This window comes from Domibacillus indicus (assembly GCF_000970685.1).
In the GTDB taxonomy this organism is placed as follows: domain Bacteria; phylum Bacillota; class Bacilli; order Bacillales; family Domibacillaceae; genus Domibacillus; species Domibacillus indicus.
The window spans coordinates 179195-203881 of sequence record NZ_LAJB01000002.1 but is presented as its reverse complement, the minus strand read 5'-3'; the positions used below and the strand labels follow the sequence as shown (position 1 = coordinate 203881).

Below are 24687 nucleotides of genomic sequence, written 5' to 3'. Positions count from 1 at the left end.
TTAGAAATCGGCCTGCTCGCGGTGCCGCTCCGCCCGTTTAAAGCGGAGGTTCCGCTCATACTGGAGAATGGTTAAAAGCACGATCAATTCAGATACCGGAATGGTCAGCCAGACGCCGGCCAGCCCGAACACCTGCGGCAGCACCGCAAGCAAAACAAGCATCACGGCGATTTCCCGCGCCGCTGTAATCCAGACGGCCATCCGGACGCGGCCGATCGACTGGTAATAAGTCATCATCACAAGGTTAATGCCCATAAATAAGTAGGCGATGAAAAACCACCGGATGGCTTCTGCCGCCAGAGAAGTGACAGAAGGAGAAAAGTCGCCGAAAATCGAGACGATGGGGCCGGCAGCGAGCTGGCCGGCGATGAAGAAAACAACCCCTGCACCCACCGACACAAGCAAAGCGAGGCGGAGTGTTTCTTTTTTCCGCTTTGTTTCCTGGGCCCCGTGGTAATAGCTGATCAGCGGCTGAATAGCAGATCCCATGCCAATAAACAGCATCAGCATCACGCTGTGCACATAATTTAGGATGGAAAAAGCGGCAACGCCGTCCGTTCCGGAAAGTTTTTCTAAAAGCACGTTATGGGAAACCGTAAACACCGACATGCCGATTTCCGCCAGAAAGCTCGGGAAGCCGATCGTGATAATCAGCCAGATAACCCGCTTTTGAAAAGAAAAGCGGACGAGCTTTAAATTGCTCTGCGGCCGGAAAAAATGAAATGATAAAATCAGGATGGCGAGTGTGCAGGCAATAACAGTTGCCACCGCGGCTCCTGCCACACCCCAGTCCAGCACAAATAAAAACAAATAGTTAAAGCCGATATTGGCGGCTGCAGCGGTAACAAGGGCCGCCATGGCGAGATTGGGAGCTCCGTCATTCCGCACAAACACACTGAAGACACTTTCAATTGTAAACACAAAGCCGAACAGCAGCAGCACCGTCATATAACTTGAGGCATGGGGATACGTATCGGCATTCGCGCCAAGCGCGTAAATAAGCGGCTCGCGAAGCAGATAAGCTGCGAGGGCGATAACGAGCGTAACCGAAAAAATAAGCACAAGCGCCTGCGTAAAAATTTCGCGGGCTTTTTCTTTTTCGCCTGCACCCATGGCCATCGAATAACGGGTAGCGGCTCCGGCGCCGATCCAGAGCGAAACGGCAATAAACAGCGTGTACACCGGACCGGCGATGCCCACGCCGGCAAGCGCTTCAGCCCCAAGTCGGCTGCCGACCATCACGCCGTCAATGACAATATTCACGGCCATCAGCATCATGCCGATCATCGACGGAATCAAGTAGCGGAGAAACAGCTTCAAAACAGGCAGTCTGGTGAGTGAATCACTCATAAAAATAAAACGCTCCTTTTGAGAATAAAAAAACTATTTTTGTTTTATTAGTTTTCAAAGGCAAAAGAAAGAGAACAGCGCGGGCTGCTGCTAGTTCTTTTTCACAAGGCCATAAAGCAGAATGTCAACGATTGAATCAAGCGCTTCTTGAACGGTAATCCGGTTATCCTGGAAAAACCGGCGGTCAAGCGTTGTATTGGTGGCATCAATGATCAGCTTCATAATAAGCGGGACGCTCGTTTCCTTGATCAGGCCTTTTGCCATTGCCTGCTCGATCAGCATCCGCAAATCCTCCCACTGATTCAGCGCCGTATTCATTCTTTCCCACTGCGCCGGATAATGGCGCTTCATTTGTTCCAGAATGCGCAGATCATAAAACTCGGTGAATGTCGGCGCGACGGTAATCGTTTTTTTGATTTTCTCCAGCAGCGTTAAATCCGGATCTGCGAGAATCGCGTCTGTCCGTTCATCAAACGCGGCGAGCGACGAGTCAATGATCGCGTCCAATATGGCCACTTTAGACGGGAAATGCTCATAAAGCGTGCGCTTGCTGATGCCAAGCCTTCGTGCAAGATCGTCCATCGTGAACTTCATGCTCTTGTCGAGAATCTCTTCGATGAAGGCGTTCATGATGCGGTCTTTCATATATCAATCCCCCTTGAAACTGAAAAAACAAAAATAGTTTTATTCGTACTATACTTATCATAAGGGCTTTAAAAAAATTCGTCAAATTCGAAGAAAAAAGATTTCCATCTTCACACCAATTTGCTAAAATGAGCAGGCACATAAGAAAAGGAGGTTTTATCATGACCGGTGATCAGCGGAAAAAGTTGATTATTTTAATGATCAACATGTTTATTGCCATTGGCAGCTTCGGCATTATCATTCCGATTTTGCCGGCGTATTTGGAGTCCATCAATCAGGGAGGAATGGCCGCGGGGCTCATGATTGCTATTTTTGCGGGCGCTCAGCTTGTTTTTTCACCGATTGCCGGGAAGTGGGCGGATGATTACGGCCGCCGCAGCATGATTATTTATGGATTATTCGGCCTCACGGTTTCGAGCTTTGTGTTTTATTTTTTCGACTCGATCTGGATGCTGTACCTGTCCCGCGTAATCGGCGGCATCGGGGCGGCTTTATTAATCCCGGCGATTTTTGCGTACGTGGCAGACATCACCTCATTTGAACAGAGGGCCAGAGGAAACAGCTTTATTTCGGCGGCCATGTCGTTTGGAATTGTGGTTGGCCCTGGCATCGGCGGATTTTTAGCGGATTTCGGCTTGAAAGCACCGTTTTTAATTTCAGCGGTTGTCTCCCTGTTTGCGGTGTTTTTCTCGGTTGCTCTTTTAAAAGAACCGGAACGTGCGAAGCAGCCGGCGGGGACAGAGCGTCCGGCGGAGGAATCGATGATGAAAAAGCTGGCCCGTTCCGTGACCATGCCGTACTTTATTCCCCTTGTTATTACGCTTGTGATGAGCTTTGGGTTAATGGCGTATGAATCGGTACTCGGCCTGTTTGTGGATAATGAATTCGGCGCCTCGCCGCAGGACATCGCGTTAATGGTGACGTCCACGGGTGTTGTCAGTGTTATTGTTCAGCTGTTTGTCGTGGACCGGATCGTCACGAAATACGGGGAAGGCAAGGTGCTCAATGCATTTCTGGCGGTGGCGGCACTTGGCTTTTTCATTTCATTGTTTGCCGGAAACTACTGGGTCTTTTTTGGCATCTCACTGATGATTTTCTGCGCAACGTCGATTTTGCGCCCGGTATTAAATACACTGATCTCGAAAATGGCGGGCAACGAGCAGGGCTTTGCGATGGGGATGAACAATATGTATATGTCCATCGGCAATGTGCTCGGACCTACCTGCGCGGGGCTGCTTTATGACGTAAACATTTTCTATCCATTTATGCTTGGCCTCGTTCTGCTCGCTGTAACGCTGGGGATTACCATCGTCTGGCAGAAGCGGAGCGTTAAGCAGAAGGTGCTGTCTTCCTAATAGGAAGGCAGTTTTTTGTCGCGAATTGTCGATTGAAAAGCGCATTGACAGGTCGCAAATTGTCGGATAAAATCAATTTTATTGACTTTTTAAACTGTACAAAATAAAATTACAGTACGGTTTCAGAAAGGGGAACGCACGGTTGACTAGTGACTTCACGATTGCGGTTCACAGCCTGGTATACCTGGCTTATTTGCCGGGGAACAGAGCCTCCAGTGAAGCGATTGCACATAACGTGGCGACAAACCCCGCGCGTATCCGCAAAGTGATGGGCGCGCTCCGTAATGAGGGATTTGTGAAAACGAGAGAAGGGATTCATGGCGGTTATATGCTGGCTGTCAATCCCGAACTGGTAACAATTGGCCAGGTGTATGAGACGATTTCCCGCGGGGCCCTGCAGCCAAAGTGGCAGACAGGTGATCCCGATCACGGCTGTCCTGTCTCATCCAACACACAAAATGTCATGGATTGTATTTTTCAAGAAGCGGAAAGTTCATATGCCGCTTTTTTACATCAATATACGGTCGCGGATGTTCTGGAAAAAATAGAGAACAGGCACCAGACCGTTTGAAACAGGGAAGTGGAGAGAAAAATGGGGAACAAAGCACAATTTCAAGTTGGTGACTGGGTGCAGGGCGAAACGTGGGATAAACAGAGAATCTACGGATACGTCATAAAAATAGAGAACCCGGAAGACATCACAAAAGTGTACATTGTGGATTCCGTCAATAAAGAACTGAAGGGCCGGATGATCCGTGTCCTGTCCAAGGCGCTTCAAAAAGTGGCGGAAGAAACGCCGGCTGAAGCGGCCGTTGAGCAGCTCATTGACATCGCTCTTTTAACAAAAGACGAAGAATGGTTTGGACAGCTGCTGAAGCAGCTGAATGAATTGCGGACACAGCTTTTATAAATGGATCGGCCCCCTGCTGCTTTATGCGGCAGGGGGCCGGCTTGACAAAGGAGTTTTTTAATGAAATCAACGTATTCACCCCTATTCGATCAAATCGCTTTGCGAAGCGGACTTGAGCTGAAAAACCGAATTGTAATGGCGCCGATGACGAATTTTTCATCCAATGATGATGGCACGGTAACACAGGACGAGCTTGCTTATTACGCGCGCCGCTCAAAAGGCGTATCGGCTGTTATTACGGCCTGTACTTATGTGACGCCGAATGGAAAAGGCTTTCCGGGAGAGTTTGCGGGCGACCGTGACGAGATGATTCCGAGCCTTGCCAGCCTGGCAAAAGCGATTCGGGATGAAGGCGCGAAAGCAATTTTGCAAATTTTCCATAGCGGCCGTATGGTGCCTCCGAATCTGGTGAACGGTGATGTGGTCAGTGCGAGCAGCGTGCCGGCTGAGGCGGAAGGAAGCCCGGTGCCGCGCGAGCTGTCTGCCGGGGAAATCGAAGAAATCATCGCTGCTTTTGGCGAAACAACGCGCCGCGCGATTGAAGCAGGCTATGATGGTGTGGAAATTCACGGGGCTAACGGCTATTTAATCCAGCAGTTTTTCTCGCCGCACTCAAACCGCCGCACCGATCAGTGGGGTGACCGCCTTGCGTTTCCGCTTGCGGTAGTAGATGAGGTGAAAAAGGCCGCTGCCAGAGCCGGACGCCCGTTTGCGGTCGGCTACCGCTTTTCGCCGGAGGAGCCGGAAACACCAGGGATTACCATGGCGGATACGCTTGATTTGATTGATGCGCTGAAGGAAAAAGAACTCGATTATCTGCATGTATCGCTGAATGAATTCTGGGCGAAGCCGAGACGCGGCGTGAATGATCTGCGCTCCCGCCTGGAAATTATCAAAGAGCGTGCGGGCGATAAGGTGCCGGTTATCGGCGTCGGCTCTATTTACACAGCGGACGATGCAATGAAAGCACTTGGTACGGGCGTTGACATGGTTGCGGTCGGCCGCGGGCTCATTATTGAGCCGGACTGGGTGCAGAAGGTGGAAAGCGGCAGGGAAGAGACCATTGCGGTGAAAATTGATAAAGAAGCGCAGGAAAAGCTCGTTGTGCCGGACCCGCTCTGGCAGGCGATTATCAACACACCTGGATGGTTCCCGGGCGTTTAAGAAGAAAGGGTGGGCTGTATGCCATTTATTACGGTCAAAGTACTCGAAGGAAAAACACCTGAACAAAAACGGGATTTAGTCAAGCGCATGACCGCTGCTGTGAAGGAATCGTTCGACGTGGACGCGGAAAACGTCTTTGTCTTTTTTGAAGACATGAAGCCGGACGATTACGGCAAGCAGGGAGAATTGTATTCATTTAAAGAAAAAAAATAAAAAAGCAGCCTGGGGAAATTCAGGCAGCTCCTATACGACAAAAAGCAGAGGACTCCATGCAGTTTGGTCCTCTGCTTTTTTCTTTTACCGTGCTTCTCTGCGGCGGGACAATTGCTGCTCTGCCAGCTGTACAAGGCGTTTCGTGATTTCGCCGTTAATGCGTGCCGGGGCATCCGCTCCGGGTTCAATACCAGATTCAAACATGATCCCCTGCTTTACTTGATCGATTGCCTGCCGTGCTTCATTTCTCGGCATGATCGCATCCTCCCTCTCCTTTTTATTCGGCCTGCTTTATCAGTATGGCTGCTTTCGTTTCTCTCATCCTCGCGGGTTCGCTGAGGAAGGAAATAGAAATGTTTTCAAGAATATATAGTAAAAGTGCAGCCCATTAACCACCTCGAGGAACACACGGAAGCTGTCAAAAAATCAGAAATATGCGGAGGGATTTTATGTCAACTCAAATGAACTCTAAGGTAGAAGGAAACGTACTTGTATTAGAACGTGAATTTGATGCTCCAAAAGCTCTTTTGTTCAAGGCTTTTTCAGAAGAGGAGCATCTAAAGAAATGGTGGGGGCCCCGTGGCTGGATTTTAACAGTATGTGATATTGATTTTCGAGTAAATGGTATCTGGCATTATTGTATGAAGTGCATGGACGAGAATCAGGGTGACTTTTTTGGCTTTGAATCCTGGGGAAAGGGAGTATACCAGGAAATTCTTCAGGATGAAAAAATAGTTTATATTGATTATTTTTCAGATGCAGAAGGTAATGAAGCGGAAGGAATGCCTGCAACTCAAAGCACTTTATTATTTGAAGAGATGGAAGGGAAAACAAAGCTCATTAATCGCGCAGAATACGCTTCTCAAGAAGCACTGCAGTCTGTCCTGGATATGGGAATAGAACAAGGAATTAACGAAACATGGGATCGTTTAGAAGAGCATCTTGACTCGATGAAAAAATAAGAGTAAAGCAATACTAAACGGCTGTCTGTATCTTTTCCAGCTTATATCCAGCACATCTATGAACGTTCAGGTCTCCAGCGCGACGAATGAACCGCCGTGCCTGGAAACGGCGGCATCTGCGGGGCTCTGCTTTTCGCGGGGCAGGCGGGGAACCCGGTTCATGTTCTTCTCTTTCTTCTCAGGAGAAGGAAATCACCAGAGGGTTACCGGCTGATTTTTCCTCCCGGCCAAAAGCGCCGCCTCTTCTATTCTCTGATAAAGAGAGGCAGTCCATTCAATTGGAGTAAACCGTCTGTTTTTCCTGTATAATAAACAGAATGACAAACAAAGAAGAGGGACCATTTATGAACAGTTCATTTCAATCATTTTCACTGAGCAGTGACATTCTCCGCGCGCTTGAGACACTGGAGTACCGCGAGCCGACGCCGGTTCAGCGCGCTGTCATTCCCGCAGCGCTGGAACAAAAAGATATGATCGTCCAGTCCCAAACGGGCAGCGGGAAAACCGCTTCATTTGCGATTCCGCTTGTTCAGCTGGCGGACTGGGAGGAAAACAAGGCGCAAGCACTGGTACTGACGCCAACGCGGGAGCTTGCCGCGCAGGTGAAGGAAGACATCACCAATATCGGACGGTTTAAACGGATTAAAGCCACGGCCATTTACGGGAAATCCCCGTTTGACCGCCAAAAGCTTGAATTAAAACAAAAAAATCATATTGTGGTCGGCACGCCGGGGCGGTTGCTGGATCATCTGGAAAAGCAGACACTGGATGCCGGCAAAATCCGTTTTCTCGTGATTGATGAAGCCGACGAAATGCTGAATATGGGCTTTATCGACCAGGTATCGGCCATTATTGAGCGCCTTCCCGCCGAGCGGGTGACCATGCTGTTTTCGGCAACCTTCCCGAATGATATCGCCCGGCTGGCCGATACATATATGAAGGAGCCAAAGCAAATAAACGTGTCAGCGAAAACGGCCGCACCGGCCATTTCCCATCAGGTTATCGCGGTGCCGGAAGCGGAAAAAACAGAGGTATTAAAACGGGTTCTGGCCATTGAAAGCCCGGACAGCGCTATTTTGTTCTGCCGCACCCAGGAACGGGTAGAAGGGCTGTTTGACACACTGGATGCAGCCGGCATTTCGTCCGGTATGCTGCATGGCGGAATGGTGCAGGAAGACCGCTTTCAGATTATGAACAAATTCAAGCGGGGCGATTTCCGCTATTTATGCGCTACGGATGTGGCCGCGCGCGGCATTGATGTTGAAAACATCCCGCTCGTTATTCATTACGATGTTCCGCTTGAAAAAGAAAGCTACGTTCACCGCACCGGCCGGACCGGGCGCGCCGGCCAGAGCGGAAAAGCCATTGCCCTGATGGAGCCGTTTGAAGAAAAGTTCATTACTGAAATTGAAGAATTCACGGGGCTGGTGCTCAGCCGGATCGAACCGCCATCAGCACGTGAAGCCGCCGCGGCACAGCCGGCCTTTGAAGCAAAAATGGCAGCCCGTCCGCAGCGCAGGGAGGACAAAGGAGCCCGCTTAAACAGGGACATTATGAAGCTGTACTTTAACGGGGGCAAAAAGAAAAAGCTGCGGGCGGTTGACTTTGTCGGAACGATCTCCAGACTGCCCGGCATTGAAGCGGCCGATATCGGCATTATCACGATTCAGGACAACGTAACGTATGTTGAAATACTGAATGGCAAAGGCCCGGCGGTATTAAAAGCAATGAAAACCACCACTGTAAAAGGCAAGCAGCTTAAAGTGCAAAAAGCGAGAAGCTGACCCGGCCTGCCCCGAACCATTTTGAAAACCACGCCTGAAACCAGGCGTGGTTTCAGCTTGCAGATAATGTCATTTACTTTATAGTTGAACAAATGACTTTACATATTGCCCTCTAAAAAAGCGCTTGAGAACAGCGCTTAGCTCGTTTCCGCCTGCCGGCTCCACCGATCTCTGCTGCCCTGCTTTTCCCATAGGAGTCTGCGTCCCGCGCCTGCCGCCTTTGTGGGAGGAAAAACCAGCAAAGTTTATTTTTTTTCTTTTGTCAAAGGAAACAAAGCGCCATTGTTAATTTGCAGCTGTTTTTCCTGAAAAAGAATGGGCGAAGCCGCAAGCCCGCAGCCCACTATGCCGCTTTTTAAAAAATAATAATTTATCTTCAGTCTACCTTTTGGCTTGCTCAAAAATTAACATCCTTGTTTACGAGAGTTTTCAAAAAAATATCACGCTAAAAAGTTCACAAAATGGTCACTTATGAAAAAAATGGCGAGTGTATATAATTACATCTATCTCAAGAAGGAAGGATGTTTTTTTTGCCTGGTAATAAGAAAGAAGGTATTATTTTTGGACTGTTTATGTGTTTTGGAATGGTTCTGATTATGTCGGCTTATAACACAGCTTTACATGGATTTATCTCAATCGGAAACTCAATCGTTCAGTTTGTGATAACGTTTATAGCCGCCTTTATCATCGAGTCACTCGTTGAACCAAAAGCGCGGAAACTGGCTTTCGCCCTGCCATATGACAAGTCAAAGGAAGTGAACCGCATCCTGGCGATTGCTTTATGCATGGTCCCTGCCATGGTTTTGATTATGTCGGTATACGGGCTTGTGTTAACGGCGTTCACGGCGGGAATAGAAGGCTCCCTGCTCACGGCATACCTTAAAACAGCCGGCTTGAATGTGATCGTGGCACTTCCGGCGCAATTGCTGATTGTGGGGCCCGTTTCACGCTGGCTTTTAACGAAATATATTAAACCGTCCACTCCAAAAGCAAAATTAAGTGCGTGAAAACAGGCAGGCTTCCTTTTGGGAGCCTGCTTTTATAACGGCTAAGCTCCAGGGCTCGTATGCTTTCTTTGCTTATAAGAAAGAAGGCCTCTACTATTTTAGCGAATTTTTCAAAAAATAGTCAAAATGTCAGGGGTCTTCCTGTATAATAAACATATGGGGGTGGGTGAATATGAGCCGCAAGCTAGAACGCCGTCTTCTGCAGGATGTGCAGGGGATTGCCGAAAAAATTCAGCCGTATTTAAAAAATAAGCAAGCGCTTTCCAAGGAATATGAAGCGCTGCATCAGCTATTAGATGAAGAACTGGACGAAAATGAGTATTTGCTTATTGTGGATGAAACAGGGACAGCCCTGATTCACACGAACCGCCTGCGGGAAGGGGTTCATTTTTCGGATGAAACCGGACAGCGGGCTGCACGGACGTCCGAGCCGATCATTCAGCAGTATGCGCGGGATACAGGAGAAATGATTCTCGATGCCTCGGCGCCGATTGTTTCTTTTGCCGACGGCAGCCGCTTTAATCTGCGGCTTGGCCGGATTGCCCAGCAGCCATTTCTTCGTCCGGCTTTTCTTGCCTTCAGCATGCTGCCGGTGCTGGCGGCCTTTATTCTTCTCCTCGCAGCGGGCCATTTAACGAAAACGACCGCTGCCGGGCTTGCTGTTATTTTTGTGATGACAATGGTATGCGGCCATTTTTTCTATCAATCCATTGTTTCACAGACAAGAGCCTGGTACCGCCTGACCCGGAAAATATCGGCGGGGGATTTAACAGACGAAGTGAAAAGCGGGCGCCGCACAGAATTTCATCAAATCGGCTTTGAATTAAACAAAGTCGTACTCGGAATGCGCAATATACTGAATGAGCTGCAAAAATCTGCCCAGTCGGTCCAGGTCGTTTCCGGCTCTCAGGCAGAGCAGTCGGCGAGGCTGCTCGAAACCTTTGAGCAGCTGTCAGAAACGATGGAGGAATTTCAGGCGGGGTCCGACATGCAGATGTCGTCCCTTCAGTCCGCCCACGCGGTCGTGCAGGAAATGATGGCCGCCATCCGCGGCATGGAAGGAGATATGCAGTCAACCGTCGCTTTTTCCGGGCAGACAGCTGCTTCCGCCGATATTGGGTCGCAGACGATGCAGAAAATCGAAGCCGATATGACCCGGCTGCAGGAGCGGGTGGGCCAGGCGGCGGAAAAAATGCGCACCGTTTCAGAAGACACTGATTCAACAATGTCTATTGTCGGCTCGATTACCGCCATCGCCGCGCAGACAAACCTGCTGGCCCTGAACGCTTCCATTGAAGCCGCAAGGGCAGGCGACGCCGGAAGAGGGTTTGCGATTGTAGCCGAGGAAGTGCGCAAGCTGGCCGAGGAAACCAACACCTTTTCCGCTGATATTTTAGAAGCGCTCCAGAAAATGCGCGATGACATTTACCGCGTCGCGGACGAAGTGGAAAGCAGCCGTGGAGAGCTCGAGGAAGGGGTCCGCCACGTCCGGGAAGCGGGCGGCGCGATTACGTCGCTGACGTCTGCTGCCTCCGAGACGCTTTCTGCGGTTGAAGGAAACCGGGCCAGTGCTGCGCAGCTTTTATCCGAAGGCGAGCAGCTTGAAGCCGTTATCCATGACGTAAACAAAATCGCCGAGCAGTTTACCGAGCAGGTGGCCCGGACCGTGGCGGTCATGGACCAGAACAAGCACGACCTTCATGAAATATCGGATCATGCTCAGCGTTTATCCGAAGATACAGACGGGCTCAACCGGATTGTCAAACGGTTTAAGCTTGCCAAATAAAAAGAAGTACTCAAATCAGCGCAGGTAGTTCCGTTTCCGTGAAGAAACATATGAAACAGCATACTAATGGAGAGACCAAATCGTATATGATTTGGTCTCTTTTTCTTATAATGGGTCAATGGTATTGGACAGTAACATTTGAATTAGCATACAAAGCCGCAGCCCATCATTATGACTTTACAGTGGATCTGGCTTTGCGGAAACCGTCAATTCCATTACTCACTGCAAAAACAGCAAAGATAATGATTACCATGGGAATAAGCCATGTATCTAAATGTTCAAAGCCTGTTTTGTAGTCTGCAAATTCTGGAGTCAGGATGTTGGGGGTCAGTAAAATAATTGAGAGAATTACAGTTGCGGTTAATTCATATATTGCGTTTACGATGGCCAGCCTTTTCGTCCATTGGCCTTTAATGAATTTATATAGGGTTAGTGCAAGTTCAAATGCCAGTAAAGCTGCAGCCAGCGGCCAGTATTGAAGCAATATTTCCTGGTTGAATACCGGTGCAACGAGTGTTAACCCGTCTTCTCCGCCTTCATATATACCGATTAGCTGGTTGGCATAGAAGTAAAGTGCAGCCCATATTGAAGTCCACAATAGTCCGAAAAAAACTTCGAATTTTGATATCGCTTTTTTCTTTGGAATATACGTGATGTTTTTTAAATCGTCAGGTGTCCATTTTGTTAAGGCTGTAGATAATGGCTGATTATCTTTGTCTTTATCCACTCGTTCAAGAATGGCGAAAACGACTGTAAGCCAGAAAAATGTCTGAATCGCTACCTCAAGGATTCTCCAAATTCCAAATCCTATTATATCTAGAATTACATTAATAATCGCTTCTTCACCGTTAACCCCGCTTATATATTCGGCAATCACCGAAATGAAAGCAACGACAGCTGCAATCGGTAAAATCATTTTTAATAATGAAACATATACATCAAAATAACGCGGGCCAATTAAATGCATTGGCTGATCCCGATAGCCGCTGGCAAGTGAAACAGGGTTCCCCATTTTTTGAAGAACTGATTGTACGTCTTGTTCACTATAACGATCAGGCAGCATATCCTCAATAGTTGATCTTAATTCAAGAGCAATATCTTCGCGGTTTTTTTCAGGGAGTCTTCGAGTGACTTCCTGAATATAAACATCAATCAGGTTCATTCATCTTCCTCTCCTTTTAACAACTCATAGAGTTCTCTTGAATTTTTTAGCCATTCTTCTTTTAGCTGTGTAAAAATCTCTAATCCAAATTCACTTAAAACATAATACTTTCGCGGCCTTCCCTCGGATGTGTCCCAGCTGCTCGTAACGAGTCCTTGCTTTTCCAAGCGGCGCAGAAGAGGATATAAGGTGCTTTGATCAATTGTAATACTTGAATTTTCCAGCAGCTGCACAAGTGAATATCCATATTGCGGTGTGCGTAATTGACTTAGCACGGCCAGGGTCAATGTTCCCCTTCGAAGCTCTGTTGTTAAAGAATTCAATAAAGTACCCATCATACACCTCGTTTCACACATTACTGTATATAATACACTATATGATTTATACTATGTGTCATACACTATTGTGGTTACAGCAACAATATACATTTTTATCTTACAAATCAAAATTGAAAAAGGATTTTAAGGAGTCGAATAAAACAAGTGGGTATTTATTCGAAAAAAAGCCTGGTTATATTTCAATTTGTCATTAGTTTATAAAGAAATATATGTAAGCTAACGGGAACTTTCGCATAACAATACAGTATAAAAACAAAAACGCCTGGAAAGTATCCTCCAGGCGTTTTTGTTTGCTATTGGTACAGTTATTTATGGTGCTGTACACACTGTGTTTCAGCGTGTTATTTTATCTGCTCCTTTATAACTGTCCAATGTTATCGGAACTGCTTGGGACGAGAGGGACTTCTTTTTGTTACACCGAAAATTTGCGGACAACCTGCTGCAGCTCTTCAGCCATGACCGAAAGCGATCTTGCGGCGGTATTTACTTCTTCAAGGGAAGCAAGCTGTTCTTCAGTCGCAGCTGCGACCTGTTCAGCGCTTGATGAATTGTCCTGGGCAATGCCGGCAACACCCTCAAGGGATACGGAAAGCTGCTGCACCCGGCCGGACACCTGCTCGGCAATAAACGCCACATCCTGGATTTGCGGGGCAATCTGCTGCATGCCGCTTAAAATGCCGCCAAATTTCTCGGAGATGTCATCGGACAAGGAAATGCCGGTCTCCACACTTCTGGCTGCCTGGCTCATTAACCGGACGGAATGCTCGGTGTCCTGCTGGATAGCCGCAATTAAGCCGGCAATCTGCCCGGCGGATGCCTGTGACTGTTCAGCAAGCTTCCGGACTTCTCCGGCAACCACGGAAAAGCCTTTGCCGTGTTCGCCGGCACGGGCCGCTTCAATGGCCGCATTGAGCGCAAGAAGGTTGGTCTGGTCGGCAATCGAGCTGATCACATCGACGATAGATGTGATTTCGGCCGAGCGCCCGCTTAACGATTGAATCATTTGATCCGATGCATGGACATGCTCTTGAATTTCATTCATCTGGGCAACAGTCCGGCGCACCGATTCTGCTCCTTCTGATGCATGTGAAATCGTTTCATTGGCGGATTTGGAAACATCAACCGTGCGGTCGACAATCGTGCCGGCACCTGTACGCAGCTCGTCCATCTCATGAAGCACGGAAGAAAGAGCGCTTGTCTGCTCGTCAGCACCGGCGGCGACTTTCTGGATCGAATCCGCCACATGGCCGGTAGCAGCTGTTGTTTCATCAGAGGAAGCCGTCAATTCCTCGGAAGCAGCGGCCACCTGTTCCGTGTTATGATCCACCTGCAGGATCAATTCCCGCAAATTGTGCGCCATGTTTGCAAAAGCACGCGACAAATCGCCAATCTCATCGCGGCGCTCCACCTCGATTGGCTTTGTTAAATCTCCCTGGCTCAGCGTCTCGGCGCTTTGCTGCAGGGACAAAATCGGACGGGTAATCGAGCGGACCATTGTCCAGGCAAGCAGAAGGCCTGCCAGCAGTGAGATCAGAACCGTTGCAACGGTTTTCAGCAAAATCGGACGCACCGCATCGGTAATTTCTTTCGCATACATCGTACCGCCAATTTTCCAGCCGGTTGCTTCATTTGTAGAATAAGCCATAATCTTGCTTTCATTTTTGAGCGTATAATCAAAAATGCCTTTTTCTTTTTTATACATTTCTTCATAAAGAGGGTCTTCGGCCTCAGTTCCAAATTCTTCTGTCGGATGCACGATAAATTTTTTCTGGCCATCGAGCAGAATCGGATAGCCTTCCCGGCCGATTTTCACAAGGCCAGCCATTTCCAGCAGGGCATCCATTTTTAAATTAATCCCGATCACGCCGGCTTTATCTGCTGTCTGCCGGGCAATTGTGACAACTTCCGAGCCAGAAGAAGAGATGTAGGGCTCGGTAATAATCGTTTCACCGCCGGCATCAACAGCTTCCTGGTACCACGGCCGGTCGCGCGGATCGTAACCGGGTTCAAGCTCCTGCCGGGGCTCCTGGATCATCACTCCGTCCGTTGTGCCAACATAAATACTGATCACATCCGGATGAAGCTTTGCGTACTGGTCAAGACGGCGGCGCAAAGCGGGGCTTTCTTCCCCGGCAATGTCTTTTTTCGATACCAGCTCGGAATAAACCCCGGCATCATGGGTTTTCATGTTAACATTATCGGTAATCAGCCGATCCAGTGTCATCACGCTTTCATCTGCAGAATCAATAAGCTGCTTTTCCATTTCGTTTTTGGCGCTTTGATAGGATAAGTAACCAATCAGGCCGGATGGAATCAGCAGCAGCGCTAAAAAAGAAAGAATTAACTTTTTTCGGATTGTCCATCTCATGGTGTTTATGCTCCTTTTGTCGTAGTACTTTTATTTTAGCTTGAAAAGGAAAGAAAGTAATGGTTTTTTTATTAACAAAATTATATTTTTCCATTTATTTTAAAAACCGCACTGTTATGGAAGTTAATTATAATAAAAGGGGGTCGAAAAGAACGTGGAGATCGAGAACATTACCGAATCGGATATTGAAGAAATTGTATCGCTGTTTTACGAAACCGTTCATTCCGTTAATGCGAAGGATTATTCCAGGGCGCAGTTAAATGCCTGGGCACCAGAAGAGGAAAGGGAGGCCGTCATGAAATCATGGAAGGAATCATTAAGCCGGAATATAGCAGTGGCTGCTAAAGTAAATGGCACAATTGCCGGGTTCAGTGATTTAACTCGAAATGGGCGGCTCGACAGGCTGTTTGTTCATAAAGAACATCAGAGGCAGGGAATTGCTTCTGCCCTGGTTGATGTGCTTGAAGCGGAGGCGAAAAAACAGGGAGTGACGGAAATACAAACAGAAGCAAGCGTTACTGCCCGGCCCTTTTTTGAACGCCGGGGCTACAAAGTGATTTGCCCGCAGACCGTAGAACGAAAAGGAGTCAAACTGGTGAATTTTAAGATGAAAAAGAACCTGGCGCCTTCTGATGAAAAGCAGCTGGAAGCGGAATATGAAAAGTAGAAAAACCGGACTTTCCAGAAGCCCGGTTTTTTATGCGCTTATTTTACTTTTTGGTAAAATGTCTCATCGTATACATCGAGGTGCACATCCGCTTCAATATCGGGATTTTGAAACGCGGCTGTTTTCAGGCCGGCTTCACGCGCCGGAATTAAATCGAGCGAACGGTCGCCGACAGCCCAGTCAAGGCCGTACTTTTCATGCAGGTACAAATACGCGGCAGCGTCCGGCTTGCGCGGGAAGCCGTCATCCTCGGGACTGACAATTTCATCGAAAAAGTCGACTAATCCCCATTTGGTTAAAAGCTCAATCGTCGATTGCTTTTTGCGGTGGGTGACAATGACGTTTACCTCCGCGGCAGCGAGAACGTCTTTTATGCCGTCAAACGGCCGGCAGCTCACTTCCGCTTCTTTATGGTCGAGCTCGGCAAACATCGGGCGGTAGTCATCCGAAATGCCATAATGCGCAAATGCGAGCTTTGAGTTTTTCTTCAGCCATCTCAGCGCCTCTGCCGGGTCAACCGTTGTTCCTTTTGCGGCTTCATGAACCGTCACAAAGCTGTTGACAATTGCCGGATACGTATCAAAAATTGTGCCATCTAAATCCCAAAGTAACTTCATTTATTCGTTCTCCTCTTTGTGTTCTGAATAAAAGCGGAAAGCGCCTTTTCCATTTTGCTTGACGCTGTACATCGCCAGATCCGCTTTTTTTAACAGCTGCTCGGGGGTGCCGCCGTCCTGCGGATACAGCGAAAGCCCGATGCTTGGTGTAACCGACAGCAGCTCGCCGGCAATGTGATACCGCTCGCTGATCGACAGCAGCAGCCGGCTGGCGATATTCTCGACTTCCTCGCGTGAAGAAATCCCGCTGATCACTGCCGTAAATTCATCGCCTCCCTGGCGTGCAGCCATATCTGATGTGCGAAGCGCTGCGGACAGCCGCCTGCTGACCGTGATAAGCAGCTCGTCACCCGCATCATGTCCGAGCGTATCGTTAATCGATTTAAAGCCGTCCAGGTCCATGTAAACAACGGCAAACGGATTTTTATTATCCTGAATCAGCTTCATTAGCTTATTGTGGAAAGTCAGCCGGTTCGGCAGCCCGGTCAGTGTGTCGTGATACGCCAGTTGCGTCATTTTCTGCTGCTTGTTTTTCTGTTCGGTCACATCTTTGCCAATTCCGTATATGCCGGTTACCTGGCCGTCAACGACAATCGGAATATTAGTCATATTCATTATAAACGGCCGGCCGGTCCGGCTGTGAAGGGTGATCTCATACTCACGCCCGATCCCTTTTAACAGATAATAATAATGAGCTTTCACCTTCTGTTTATCCTCCTCCGATAAAAAGGAGCGGCAGGGCTGACCGATTAATTCCGTTTCGTCCGCATAGCCAAGCATTCTTGCGGCTGCCTGGTTAATGGATTGAAAGCAGCCGTCAAGCCCGATTGAAAACGCGGCTTCCGGATAATAATCAAACAGGGAGCGGTAGCGCTGCTCGTTGACAGACAGATCGTTCGAGCGCTGAAGCAGCTGGCTGTAGAGCCGCTGGTTTTCTAGCAGCGTCAGAGCCTGCCGGGCCATAAGCAGGACAATAGCAAGCAGGGAGCCGATTGTCAAGGCATTCAATCCACAGTAAATGATCATGCAGATAAACAAAATCAGGATGCCGGCATACGGCAGCATAAAACGCAAAACACTGGTCCGTTTTGACGGAAGGGAGCGGTCCGCCGGCGCACTGCCGTACAAACGGCCGGCCAGGGCCAGTAAAAGAGGAGCTGTTATGTACAGCGGATCTGTTAGATTGCCAGATTCATAGACTCCATTGAGCGTCATGGCTGTGTACGTGGAATCCACCGCAATTTGAATGGCAAGGCCAAACAAAATCAGACTGATTTCATTCCTGGCATGGGACTTGCTGAAGCCAAAGAAAAACGTGCAGGCCGCCACCAGCAAAGCAAGATCCGTCGCAGGATAACTGAGATTAATCAGTACGTCAAGCATAGACAATTCTTTGTCCCCGATAATGGTTCCGATGATAAACTGCCAGCTGAAGCTGACCGCAACCGTCATCGTAATCAGCATATCGAACAGGATCCGGACGGTCCGCACGGTTTTTTGTTCCTGCTTGATCCGGACCGCAAACGCAAGAAGGTAACAGAAATAATTGGCCAGATACAAGTAATCCAGGAAGCCGGAAATCGGCACTTCCACGCGCCAGACGCTTTCATACCAGAACCAGATGCATTCTGATACAAAATAAAAGCCAAGGCCCGCGAAAATCCATTTCCAGAATAACGGCTGTCTGACGCCAGGAGAAAGCACAGCCCGGGCGGTCCAGTAAAGGGCGGTGCCGAGCCCGAAAATCGACAATACATTACCGCCGAGCGTCCGGATCCATTCGTCATGCTGGAATATAAAAAGCCACGCATAATAAAAAACTGTAAACAACAAAATAAGAGCAGGATACCGCTTGTCCAAAAAACTCCTCCTCATCTGAAACAATCCATCCCGTATTTTACCACACAAAAAGGCCGCTCCGGAGAACGGCCGCCGGAAAATTAAAACGATTCCGTAACATGGCTCAGTGAAGCAGCAGAGCTGGCCACCTGGCCGGACGCTTTTTCGATTTCCTGAATAACTGAAACAAAATGCTGCATTTTCTGATCGATTTCCCGATTGCGGTTTTTCGTCTGGCTGATCTGCGACAAAAGCGCCGTAAAGTCTTCACCGGTCTGGTTCATCCCGGAGATGCCCGCTTTCACAAGTTCATTCACCGTTTCAACCGAGCTGCTCATCTGCTTGATTAAATCATTTGTTTTGGTAATATGGGCCGATACGTTACCCGTCGATTCTTTTGTTTGATCCGACAGCTTGCGTATTTCCTCCGCTACAACCGCAAAGCCTTTTCCATGCTCGCCGGCACGCGCCGCTTCAATGGACGCATTCAGGGCAAGCAGATTTGTCTGCCCGGCGATATTGCCAACGAGAGTAATTACCTGGACAATCTGCTGGGAAATATTGTTCAGCTCACTTGAAAACAGCTGAATATCCGCAACCGCCGCCTGGATCGATTCGAGCTTGCTGCTTTGAACCTGAAGCTGCTTCTGGCCTTCAAGAGAGCGGGCTTCCGACTGATCTGCCTCTGTTAAGCCCTGTTTCGTAGAGGAGGCAATGAAATCAGACTGCTGGGCAAGCTCCGTGACCGAAGCGCTGGCTTCCTCAGAAATCGCCGCCAGCTCCTGTGAAATGGCAGTCATCCGCTCGTTTACTTTTGCTTTTTCGGCAGCATGCTCCTGGCGGATGCGCTCATTTTCCTGCTCATACGCTTCAAGAACAATCTGCTGCTCCAAATTCAACACTTTTGTAACAGCCTGCATGGCAGCTGACTGGTCTTCCGGAATCCACGGCTGTTCAATGATCAAGGCATTCAGTGAATTGATCAAATTTTGAAAAGCCGACATATACCATTTTGTTTGAAGCCCGATCCGCACATGCACATGCGCAATTCGGTAGCGCTTATGAAGAAACTCTTCGTCAATCTGTCCGTTAAACAGCTCGGCAATATGGGTGCGGAGCGTTCCTTTCAGGCGGTCCACCGTGCTGTGGCTTTCAATAATTTCCACTAAGCCCGGCTGCTTCATGATATTTGCATAAAATACATCGATAATCCCTTCAATGTGGCTGTCCACAACCGGTTTCAGCTCCTTAATATAAGCGAGGTCTTTTTCGGTTAAGCCGATCATGGCGATTTGTTCACGAAGCTCTGAGCCGGCAGGGATCGATATATGGGCCTTCGGAACTGCTCCGGCAGGAAACAGGGACGAAGGTTTTTTTTCAATTCGAGAAAATAGTGGCAAAAGAACCACTCCTTTTTTAACAGTTTTCGTATAAACTCAGTGTAAATGTTTTTAATTGGATTGACTACATTTATTTTGAAAATTATTTGTACATCTTTTAAGAATAAAGAAGAGAAATTCTGGGAAAGAAAAAAGTGGATAGAGGAAACCGATTTGTCGGAAAATATTTATTATTTCGTGTAAACGGTTTACAGAGAAAGGAACGCTTGCTATTTTATCCGGAACACGTTATCTCTATATAGAGAGAAAAAAGGTTCGCCCACTAAGGAGGATATAATGTCTAAAATAATTGCGATTAACGCAGGTAGTTCATCATTAAAATTCCAGCTGTTTGAAATGCCCCAGGAAACGGTGCTGACAAAAGGGCTGGTAGAAAGAATCGGCCTTTCGGATTCCGTCTTCTCGATCACAAAGCCAGACGGCACAACCGATACAGAAACCACAGATATCCCCGATCACGCCGTGGCGGTTCAAATGCTGCTTTCCAAGCTTGTTTCAAACGGCATCGTCGCCTCGCTTGATGAAATTAACGGCATCGGCCACCGCGTCGTTCACGGCGGAGAAAAATTCAACGATTCTGCTGTAATTACAGACGCTACTCTGGCGGAAATCGAAGAGCTGTCGGAGCTTGCGCCGCTTCACAATCCGGCCAACGTAACCGGCATCCGGGCTTTCCGATCCGTTTTGCCAAACGTGCCGGCTGTGGCGGTATTTGACACGGCATTCCACCAGACAATGCCGGAGAAATCTTTCCTGTACAGCCTGCCGTACGAGTACTATAAAGAATACGGCATCCGGAAATACGGCTTCCACGGCACATCGCATAAATACGTATCCGAGCGTGCAGCAGCACTGCTTGGCCGTCCGATCGAGCAGCTGCGCTTAATTTCCTGCCACCTGGGCAACGGTGCCAGCATCGCGGCAATCGAAGGCGGAAAATCGATCGATACATCCATGGGCTTTACGCCGCTTGCCGGTGTGGCAATGGGAACACGCTCCGGAAACATTGACCCGGCGCTGATTCCATTTATTATGGAGAAAACAGGCCAGACAGCGGACGAAGTGCTGGATACCTTGAACAAAAAAAGCGGCATGCTCGGCGTATCCGGCGTATCAAGTGACCTGCGCGACATCGCCAAAGCAGCGGAAGAAGGAAGCGAACGGGCGATCACAGCGCTTGAAGTATTCGCAAGCCGCATTCACAAATACATCGGCTCTTATGCAGCCCGCATGTCCGGCGTCGATGCGATCATCTTTACAGCCGGCATTGGCGAAAACGACATTAACACACGCGCCCGCATCATGAACGGCCTTGAATTTATGGGCGTTTACTGGGACCCGGCACTGAACAACACGCGCGGCCAGGAGCAGTTTATCAGCTACCCGCACTCGCCGGTTAAAGTCATCGTCATCCCGACAAACGAAGAAGTTATGATTGCGCGTGACGTTGTCCGTTTAGCTGGAGCATAAGGCATTAAGTCAACATTTAGCGTAAATGCCCGGTTATGGCTGCAGTTCAGGAAATGGGCTTTATAGAACATTTGGTGAAATAAAACCATGGCCGGAATTCTACCTTTGAACCCTCTTATGTGTTGAAAACCATCACACAATAAGGGGGTTTTTTCCTTGGCAAAAAAGAGAAGAAAAACGCAGGCGCAGGAATCTGAGTCCAATTCTATCCTTTTAACCAGCACGGAAAACCACGGATAAATACACGCTGCCACGAGACCAGATATGAGACGCTTCATTCCGTTCACTTAATTTTCCCTGTTTCTTTTTTCAAATGGCTGTATAATGAGAAACAGATAACGAGAAAGGCAGGATACTGTGAATTACATTGTATTTGATATTGAATGGAATGCGTCTAAATGGAACCCGCATCACCTGGAGGAAATTATTGAAATCTCCGCTCTGAAAGTGTCGCCCGCTGCATTGGACGTGGTTGATGTTTTTTCATCTCTGGTGAAGCCGGCAGAACGGTTAACACCGTTTACGAAAAAACTAACAGGCATCACGCAGCGGGATGTGTCTTCGGCTCCGTCTTTTCCAGATGTAGTAAAGGAATTTAAAGCGTTTCTCGGCACGGAGGAATCTTGTTTTGTCGCATGGGGAAAGGAAGACTTTCGGTTCCTGGAAAAGGAGTGCGAACGTTACAACCTTCCTTCTCTGAACCTGTCCAGCTATATTGATATATTGCCGATTCTTCAGTTTGGTCTGTACGATACCTTCAAAGGAAACACTCCAAGCCTGACCAAAACGATGGAGGTGCTCCAAATCGAGGCAGACGGGCAGGCGCACAACAGCTTAGACGATTCGATGAATACGTTAAAAGTGTTTCGCTATCTTCACGGAAAACTGGATGTTCATGCGACGTACAAATCAAACAAAACGCCTGAAGAACGGTTCTTATATGAAGATACACTGAAAGCCAGCGGTAAAAAGCAATTAATGAAATGCATTTTTGCGTATATGAAGAAGCACGACACAGCGGATGTGGCATTCGATGCTTTCTTTACGAGCCCCATCTGGCTGGACCGGGCCGCTGCACTTGATCTGAATGAACACGTAACAGCTGTTTTTAAAGCTGAGTTTAATGCGCAAAAACAAAAAGCATCCGAGAAGTATGTATCACAAAAAGCATTGCTGCTTGCCAAAAGCTGAACGATAGGTTGTTTGAAAAAAAGATGTCCTAATTAGGTATCTCTTTTATTGGTCAATTATTTGCCCCTGCTCCTGCTGTACAGAGGATTACCTGGTCTCATATGAAAAAGATTAGATGCTCAAAAAAGAACACGTAGTTATGGGCAGACAACTTTTACCCTGACCTTCTTTTATGCTTATTTGATTAAGTAGGAGAGAAGGTTTTTTGTTTTTTAAAATAAAACGGAAAATTGCCGGAAACGTAAGAATTGAAAAGGCGGGAGAAGGAATGGGATGGCGAACGGGCGGATTAGTATCAAAAATAAATATTGCATTTTTTCAAATATTCAATAAACTTAATATGTCAAAACAGAATATCGCGCCGTTTATGAGAAAGGGGGTGATTTGAGGTGATGAGCAATAAAAAAAATTCAAACAAAATGATGACAAACGGAATCGCTATAGGAGTAGCATTGGGCCCATCTTTTGGTTTTATGTTTGATAACTTTGCCCTTGGAATGGCAATTAGTATTGCAATAGGAGCCGCACTTGGCACATCGGTGCCGTGCAAAAAGATATTGAAATAATAGGTACGATACTGAAAATGAACCGCCCAATGTCTGGGTGGTTTTTTGCTCAGAAATAAACAATATAAATAAGAAAAAGAAGAGCTTATTATTTCTTATGGCTGAACGCACAGCAAATTAAAGAGATTATTGTGTACAAAGAGCAGCACGAATAAGTACGGTGTAATTCAAGTGAACCGCATGATAATAAGTTACTGGCCTGGAGATTTCACAGATGACTTATCTCACTTTTCCATCCAAAAAAGCGAATTTATATAAAATGGAAAGTTCCTATCCTTATTTAACAAATATAAAGCTTCTCAAAATTTTACCATGATAGAAAGGAGTATAATCTTAAAAAAATTCAAAAAAAAGTTAATTATTGATTATATGGTTTTAGTATAATAGGAATTAAGGTGAAAATACATAGGAGGTAAGTTATGAAAAAAATTATTGGCTTCATTGCTGCTTTGGTTTTAATGATTACGCTGCTGCCTTTCCAGCAGGGAGAAGCATCGGCCGCAAATAAAAACTATACGGTTAATGTGTCAAAGCTGGATGTGCGTGAAAAGCCAAGTCCCCGGGCAAAAGCAGTGGGCTCTCTGAAAAAAGGAACGGCTGTGATTGTCTACGGCACTGAGCCGGGCGGCTGGTCGAAGATTAAGTACAATAACAAAGCAGGGTATGTAGCGGCCAGCGGCTTAAAAGCCCAGACTCCGGCTTTGAGCTATGACAAAGCCGCTGCAGCAAAGGCTCTTTCCGCAAAATCTTCGCCGGGCGATTCGTATAAAACAGTGGGACACATCAAAGCTGGCCAGGCCGTGCAAGTATACGGCGGCGTACCTGTTGGTGCAGACCAGGGTGACTGGGCCAGTGCTGACCAATACGGCTGGTCGAAAATCAAATATAAAACCAAATATGTTTATGTGAAAACACATGAGCTGAAGTTTGCGGACCCCTATAATTGGGCTCCTGGTGTAAAAGCAGAATTTGAAGCGGATCTCGTACGCCAGGGATACGCAGATTCTATTGATACAATTCGATATGAAAAGTCCGGTGTGTTCGCCAACCAGGGATTTCTGGCCGTTTACACGAAAGTGGACGGGGTTGAAGGGTACATGGTTACTGTCAATGTAAAAACAGGATGGTATCACGGATAACGAAAACATCTCAGCTTTAAATATGAAAAGAGCCGCTTGTTGAAGCGGTTCTTTTTTTATGATAGTAAACAATTTACAACAAAACACCTTCAAAAATGTAAAAAGAGATTTGGTATTGGCCTAATAAATTGAAACTAATTTTGCAGGAGAAATAAATGTAAAAAAACACTAATGATAGTACTTTTATTCGTACTTTTGTTTGGGATTGCGCTGCTTCTTAAGAGGCGGTTTCGGAATGGGGCTATACGCCTGAACGGGCTGCTTCTCTGTATTACGGCACGAGATATGAAGCAGCTTACAATAAAAACGGGCTTCTCAGCCTGATCGTTTACGAAAGTTCTTATGAAGGCGGTGCCCATGGCGCTGAATACGTTTCGGCTTTCAATTTTCAGGTGAAGAAAGGAAATCAAGCTTCATTAAAAGATGTGCTGAAAACGCGCAGTCATTTTGTGAAGGTGCAAAATTACGTGTACAAAGCAAGAGAAAAACAATACGGCAAAGAGATAAATACGTTTGGAAGCATCTACATTGATTCAAAAACGCCGTTTGTTTATGCGGATGGAGGGATATTCCAGGAGTATGAAATCGGCCCTTACGCAATCGGCCATCCGATCATTCACATTCCATTCAGTGTTTATAAATAAATGCTGAATAAAATAAAACCGTCCATCGGGGCGGTTTTTTTATTTTATTGTGCCGGTCAAAAAGGAACCCGGCAAATGGGTCCCGTGTATATTGTTTACTGAATAGGGGA

General features: G+C 47.4%; 24 protein-coding genes. 15 read left to right on the top strand and 9 right to left on the bottom strand.

Features of this window, described 5'->3' with window-relative positions; translation table 11 throughout:
• Together VP98_RS01230 and VP98_RS01225 are read right to left on the bottom strand one after the other, a co-directional pair.
• Window positions 1-1350 (bottom strand): MATE family efflux transporter, encoded by a 1350-nt coding sequence (locus tag VP98_RS01230; protein WP_046173500.1) that lies wholly within the window; start codon window positions 1348-1350, stop codon window positions 1-3.
• A gap of 90 nt (window positions 1351-1440) precedes the next feature.
• Window positions 1441-1995: a TetR/AcrR family transcriptional regulator gene (locus tag VP98_RS01225; RefSeq protein WP_046173499.1), complete on the bottom strand. Its 555-nt coding sequence runs from the start codon at window positions 1993-1995 to the stop codon at window positions 1441-1443.
• Between the two features lie 161 nt (window positions 1996-2156).
• Between VP98_RS01225 and VP98_RS01220 the strand changes: the two genes are divergently transcribed.
• From VP98_RS01220 to VP98_RS01200, 5 genes are all read left to right on the top strand, one after another.
• Window positions 2157-3350, top strand: a complete 1194-nt coding sequence (locus VP98_RS01220) for an MFS transporter (protein ID WP_046173498.1) — start codon at window positions 2157-2159, stop codon at window positions 3348-3350.
• A 142-nt stretch (window positions 3351-3492) separates the two neighbouring features.
• Window positions 3493-3921, top strand: coding sequence for an Rrf2 family transcriptional regulator (locus VP98_RS01215; RefSeq protein ID WP_046173497.1), 429 nt, complete (start codon window positions 3493-3495; stop codon window positions 3919-3921).
• Window positions 3922-3942: 21 nt separating this feature from the next.
• On the top strand, window positions 3943-4260 hold the full coding sequence (locus VP98_RS01210; RefSeq protein WP_046173496.1) for a hypothetical protein: 318 nt from the start codon (window positions 3943-3945) through the stop codon (window positions 4258-4260).
• Window positions 4261-4320: 60 nt separating this feature from the next.
• Window positions 4321-5424: an NADH-dependent flavin oxidoreductase gene (locus VP98_RS01205; RefSeq protein ID WP_046173495.1), complete on the top strand. Its 1104-nt coding sequence runs from the start codon at window positions 4321-4323 to the stop codon at window positions 5422-5424.
• Between the two features lie 18 nt (window positions 5425-5442).
• The gene (locus VP98_RS01200; protein WP_046173494.1) at window positions 5443-5637 is read left to right on the top strand and encodes a 2-hydroxymuconate tautomerase; all 195 of its coding nucleotides are present in this window, start codon (window positions 5443-5445) and stop codon (window positions 5635-5637) included.
• 84 nt (window positions 5638-5721) lie between these two features.
• Here VP98_RS01200 and VP98_RS18405 read toward each other — a convergent pair whose 3' ends face one another.
• Window positions 5722-5892: a small, acid-soluble spore protein, alpha/beta type gene (locus VP98_RS18405; protein ID WP_082087786.1), complete on the bottom strand. Its 171-nt coding sequence runs from the start codon at window positions 5890-5892 to the stop codon at window positions 5722-5724.
• Window positions 5893-6086: 194 nt separating this feature from the next.
• Here VP98_RS18405 and VP98_RS01195 point away from each other — a divergent pair, with 194 nt between their 5' ends.
• The 4 genes from VP98_RS01195 to VP98_RS01180 all read left to right on the top strand — a co-directional run bounded on the left by VP98_RS01195 (window position 6087) and on the right by VP98_RS01180 (window position 11176).
• A complete protein-coding gene (locus tag VP98_RS01195; protein ID WP_046173493.1) occupies window positions 6087-6599 on the top strand; it encodes an SRPBCC domain-containing protein in 513 nt (170 codons plus the stop codon).
• A gap of 344 nt (window positions 6600-6943) precedes the next feature.
• Window positions 6944-8383: a DEAD/DEAH box helicase gene (locus tag VP98_RS01190; RefSeq protein WP_046173492.1), complete on the top strand. Its 1440-nt coding sequence runs from the start codon at window positions 6944-6946 to the stop codon at window positions 8381-8383.
• A 530-nt stretch (window positions 8384-8913) separates the two neighbouring features.
• On the top strand, window positions 8914-9390 hold the full coding sequence (locus tag VP98_RS01185) for a hypothetical protein (protein WP_046174081.1): 477 nt from the start codon (window positions 8914-8916) through the stop codon (window positions 9388-9390).
• Between the two features lie 172 nt (window positions 9391-9562).
• Entirely contained in the window at window positions 9563-11176 is a 1614-nt protein-coding gene (locus tag VP98_RS01180) for a methyl-accepting chemotaxis protein (protein ID WP_046173491.1), read from the top strand.
• 169 nt (window positions 11177-11345) lie between these two features.
• On the opposite strand, the gene VP98_RS01175 is transcribed toward VP98_RS01180, so the two are convergent.
• From VP98_RS01175 to VP98_RS01165, 3 genes are all read right to left on the bottom strand, one after another.
• Entirely contained in the window at window positions 11346-12338 is a 993-nt protein-coding gene (locus VP98_RS01175) for an HAAS signaling domain-containing protein (protein ID WP_046173490.1), read from the bottom strand.
• The gene (locus tag VP98_RS01170) at window positions 12335-12673 is read right to left on the bottom strand and encodes a PadR family transcriptional regulator (RefSeq protein WP_046173489.1); all 339 of its coding nucleotides are present in this window, start codon (window positions 12671-12673) and stop codon (window positions 12335-12337) included. Before VP98_RS01170 ends, VP98_RS01175 begins: the two co-directional genes overlap by 4 nt.
• Before the next feature lie 415 nt (window positions 12674-13088).
• Window positions 13089-15044: a methyl-accepting chemotaxis protein gene (locus VP98_RS01165; RefSeq protein WP_046173488.1), complete on the bottom strand. Its 1956-nt coding sequence runs from the start codon at window positions 15042-15044 to the stop codon at window positions 13089-13091.
• Window positions 15045-15198: 154 nt separating this feature from the next.
• Here VP98_RS01165 and VP98_RS01160 point away from each other — a divergent pair, with 154 nt between their 5' ends.
• On the top strand, window positions 15199-15711 hold the full coding sequence (locus tag VP98_RS01160) for a GNAT family N-acetyltransferase (protein WP_046173487.1): 513 nt from the start codon (window positions 15199-15201) through the stop codon (window positions 15709-15711).
• Window positions 15712-15749: 38 nt separating this feature from the next.
• Here the strand turns inward: VP98_RS01160 and VP98_RS01155 are convergent, their stop codons facing one another.
• The 3 genes from VP98_RS01155 to VP98_RS19170 all read right to left on the bottom strand — a co-directional run bounded on the left by VP98_RS01155 (window position 15750) and on the right by VP98_RS19170 (window position 19567).
• Window positions 15750-16328 carry an HAD hydrolase-like protein gene (locus VP98_RS01155; RefSeq protein WP_046173486.1) on the bottom strand — a complete coding sequence of 193 codons (579 nt, stop codon included), beginning with the start codon at window positions 16326-16328 and terminating at the stop codon, window positions 15750-15752.
• Entirely contained in the window at window positions 16329-18188 is a 1860-nt protein-coding gene (locus VP98_RS01150) for a diguanylate cyclase domain-containing protein (RefSeq protein WP_052712078.1), read from the bottom strand.
• An 80-nt stretch (window positions 18189-18268) separates the two neighbouring features.
• Window positions 18269-19567, bottom strand: a complete 1299-nt coding sequence (locus VP98_RS19170) for a globin-coupled sensor protein (protein ID WP_046173485.1) — start codon at window positions 19565-19567, stop codon at window positions 18269-18271.
• Window positions 19568-19843: 276 nt separating this feature from the next.
• Between VP98_RS19170 and VP98_RS01140 the strand changes: the two genes are divergently transcribed.
• The 5 genes from VP98_RS01140 (at window position 19844) to VP98_RS19030 (ending at window position 24577) form a co-directional block, all read left to right on the top strand.
• Window positions 19844-21037: an acetate kinase gene (locus VP98_RS01140; RefSeq protein ID WP_046173484.1), complete on the top strand. Its 1194-nt coding sequence runs from the start codon at window positions 19844-19846 to the stop codon at window positions 21035-21037.
• A gap of 357 nt (window positions 21038-21394) precedes the next feature.
• A complete protein-coding gene (locus VP98_RS01135) occupies window positions 21395-22228 on the top strand; it encodes an exonuclease domain-containing protein (RefSeq protein ID WP_046173483.1) in 834 nt (277 codons plus the stop codon).
• Window positions 22229-22617: 389 nt separating this feature from the next.
• A complete protein-coding gene (locus VP98_RS18710) occupies window positions 22618-22794 on the top strand; it encodes a hypothetical protein (protein WP_156151276.1) in 177 nt (58 codons plus the stop codon).
• 419 nt (window positions 22795-23213) lie between these two features.
• Window positions 23214-23933: an SH3 domain-containing protein gene (locus VP98_RS01125; protein WP_046173481.1), complete on the top strand. Its 720-nt coding sequence runs from the start codon at window positions 23214-23216 to the stop codon at window positions 23931-23933.
• Between the two features lie 449 nt (window positions 23934-24382).
• Window positions 24383-24577, top strand: a complete 195-nt coding sequence (locus tag VP98_RS19030; protein ID WP_197076531.1) for an RsiV family protein — start codon at window positions 24383-24385, stop codon at window positions 24575-24577.
• Window positions 24578-24687 lie beyond the last annotated feature (110 nt).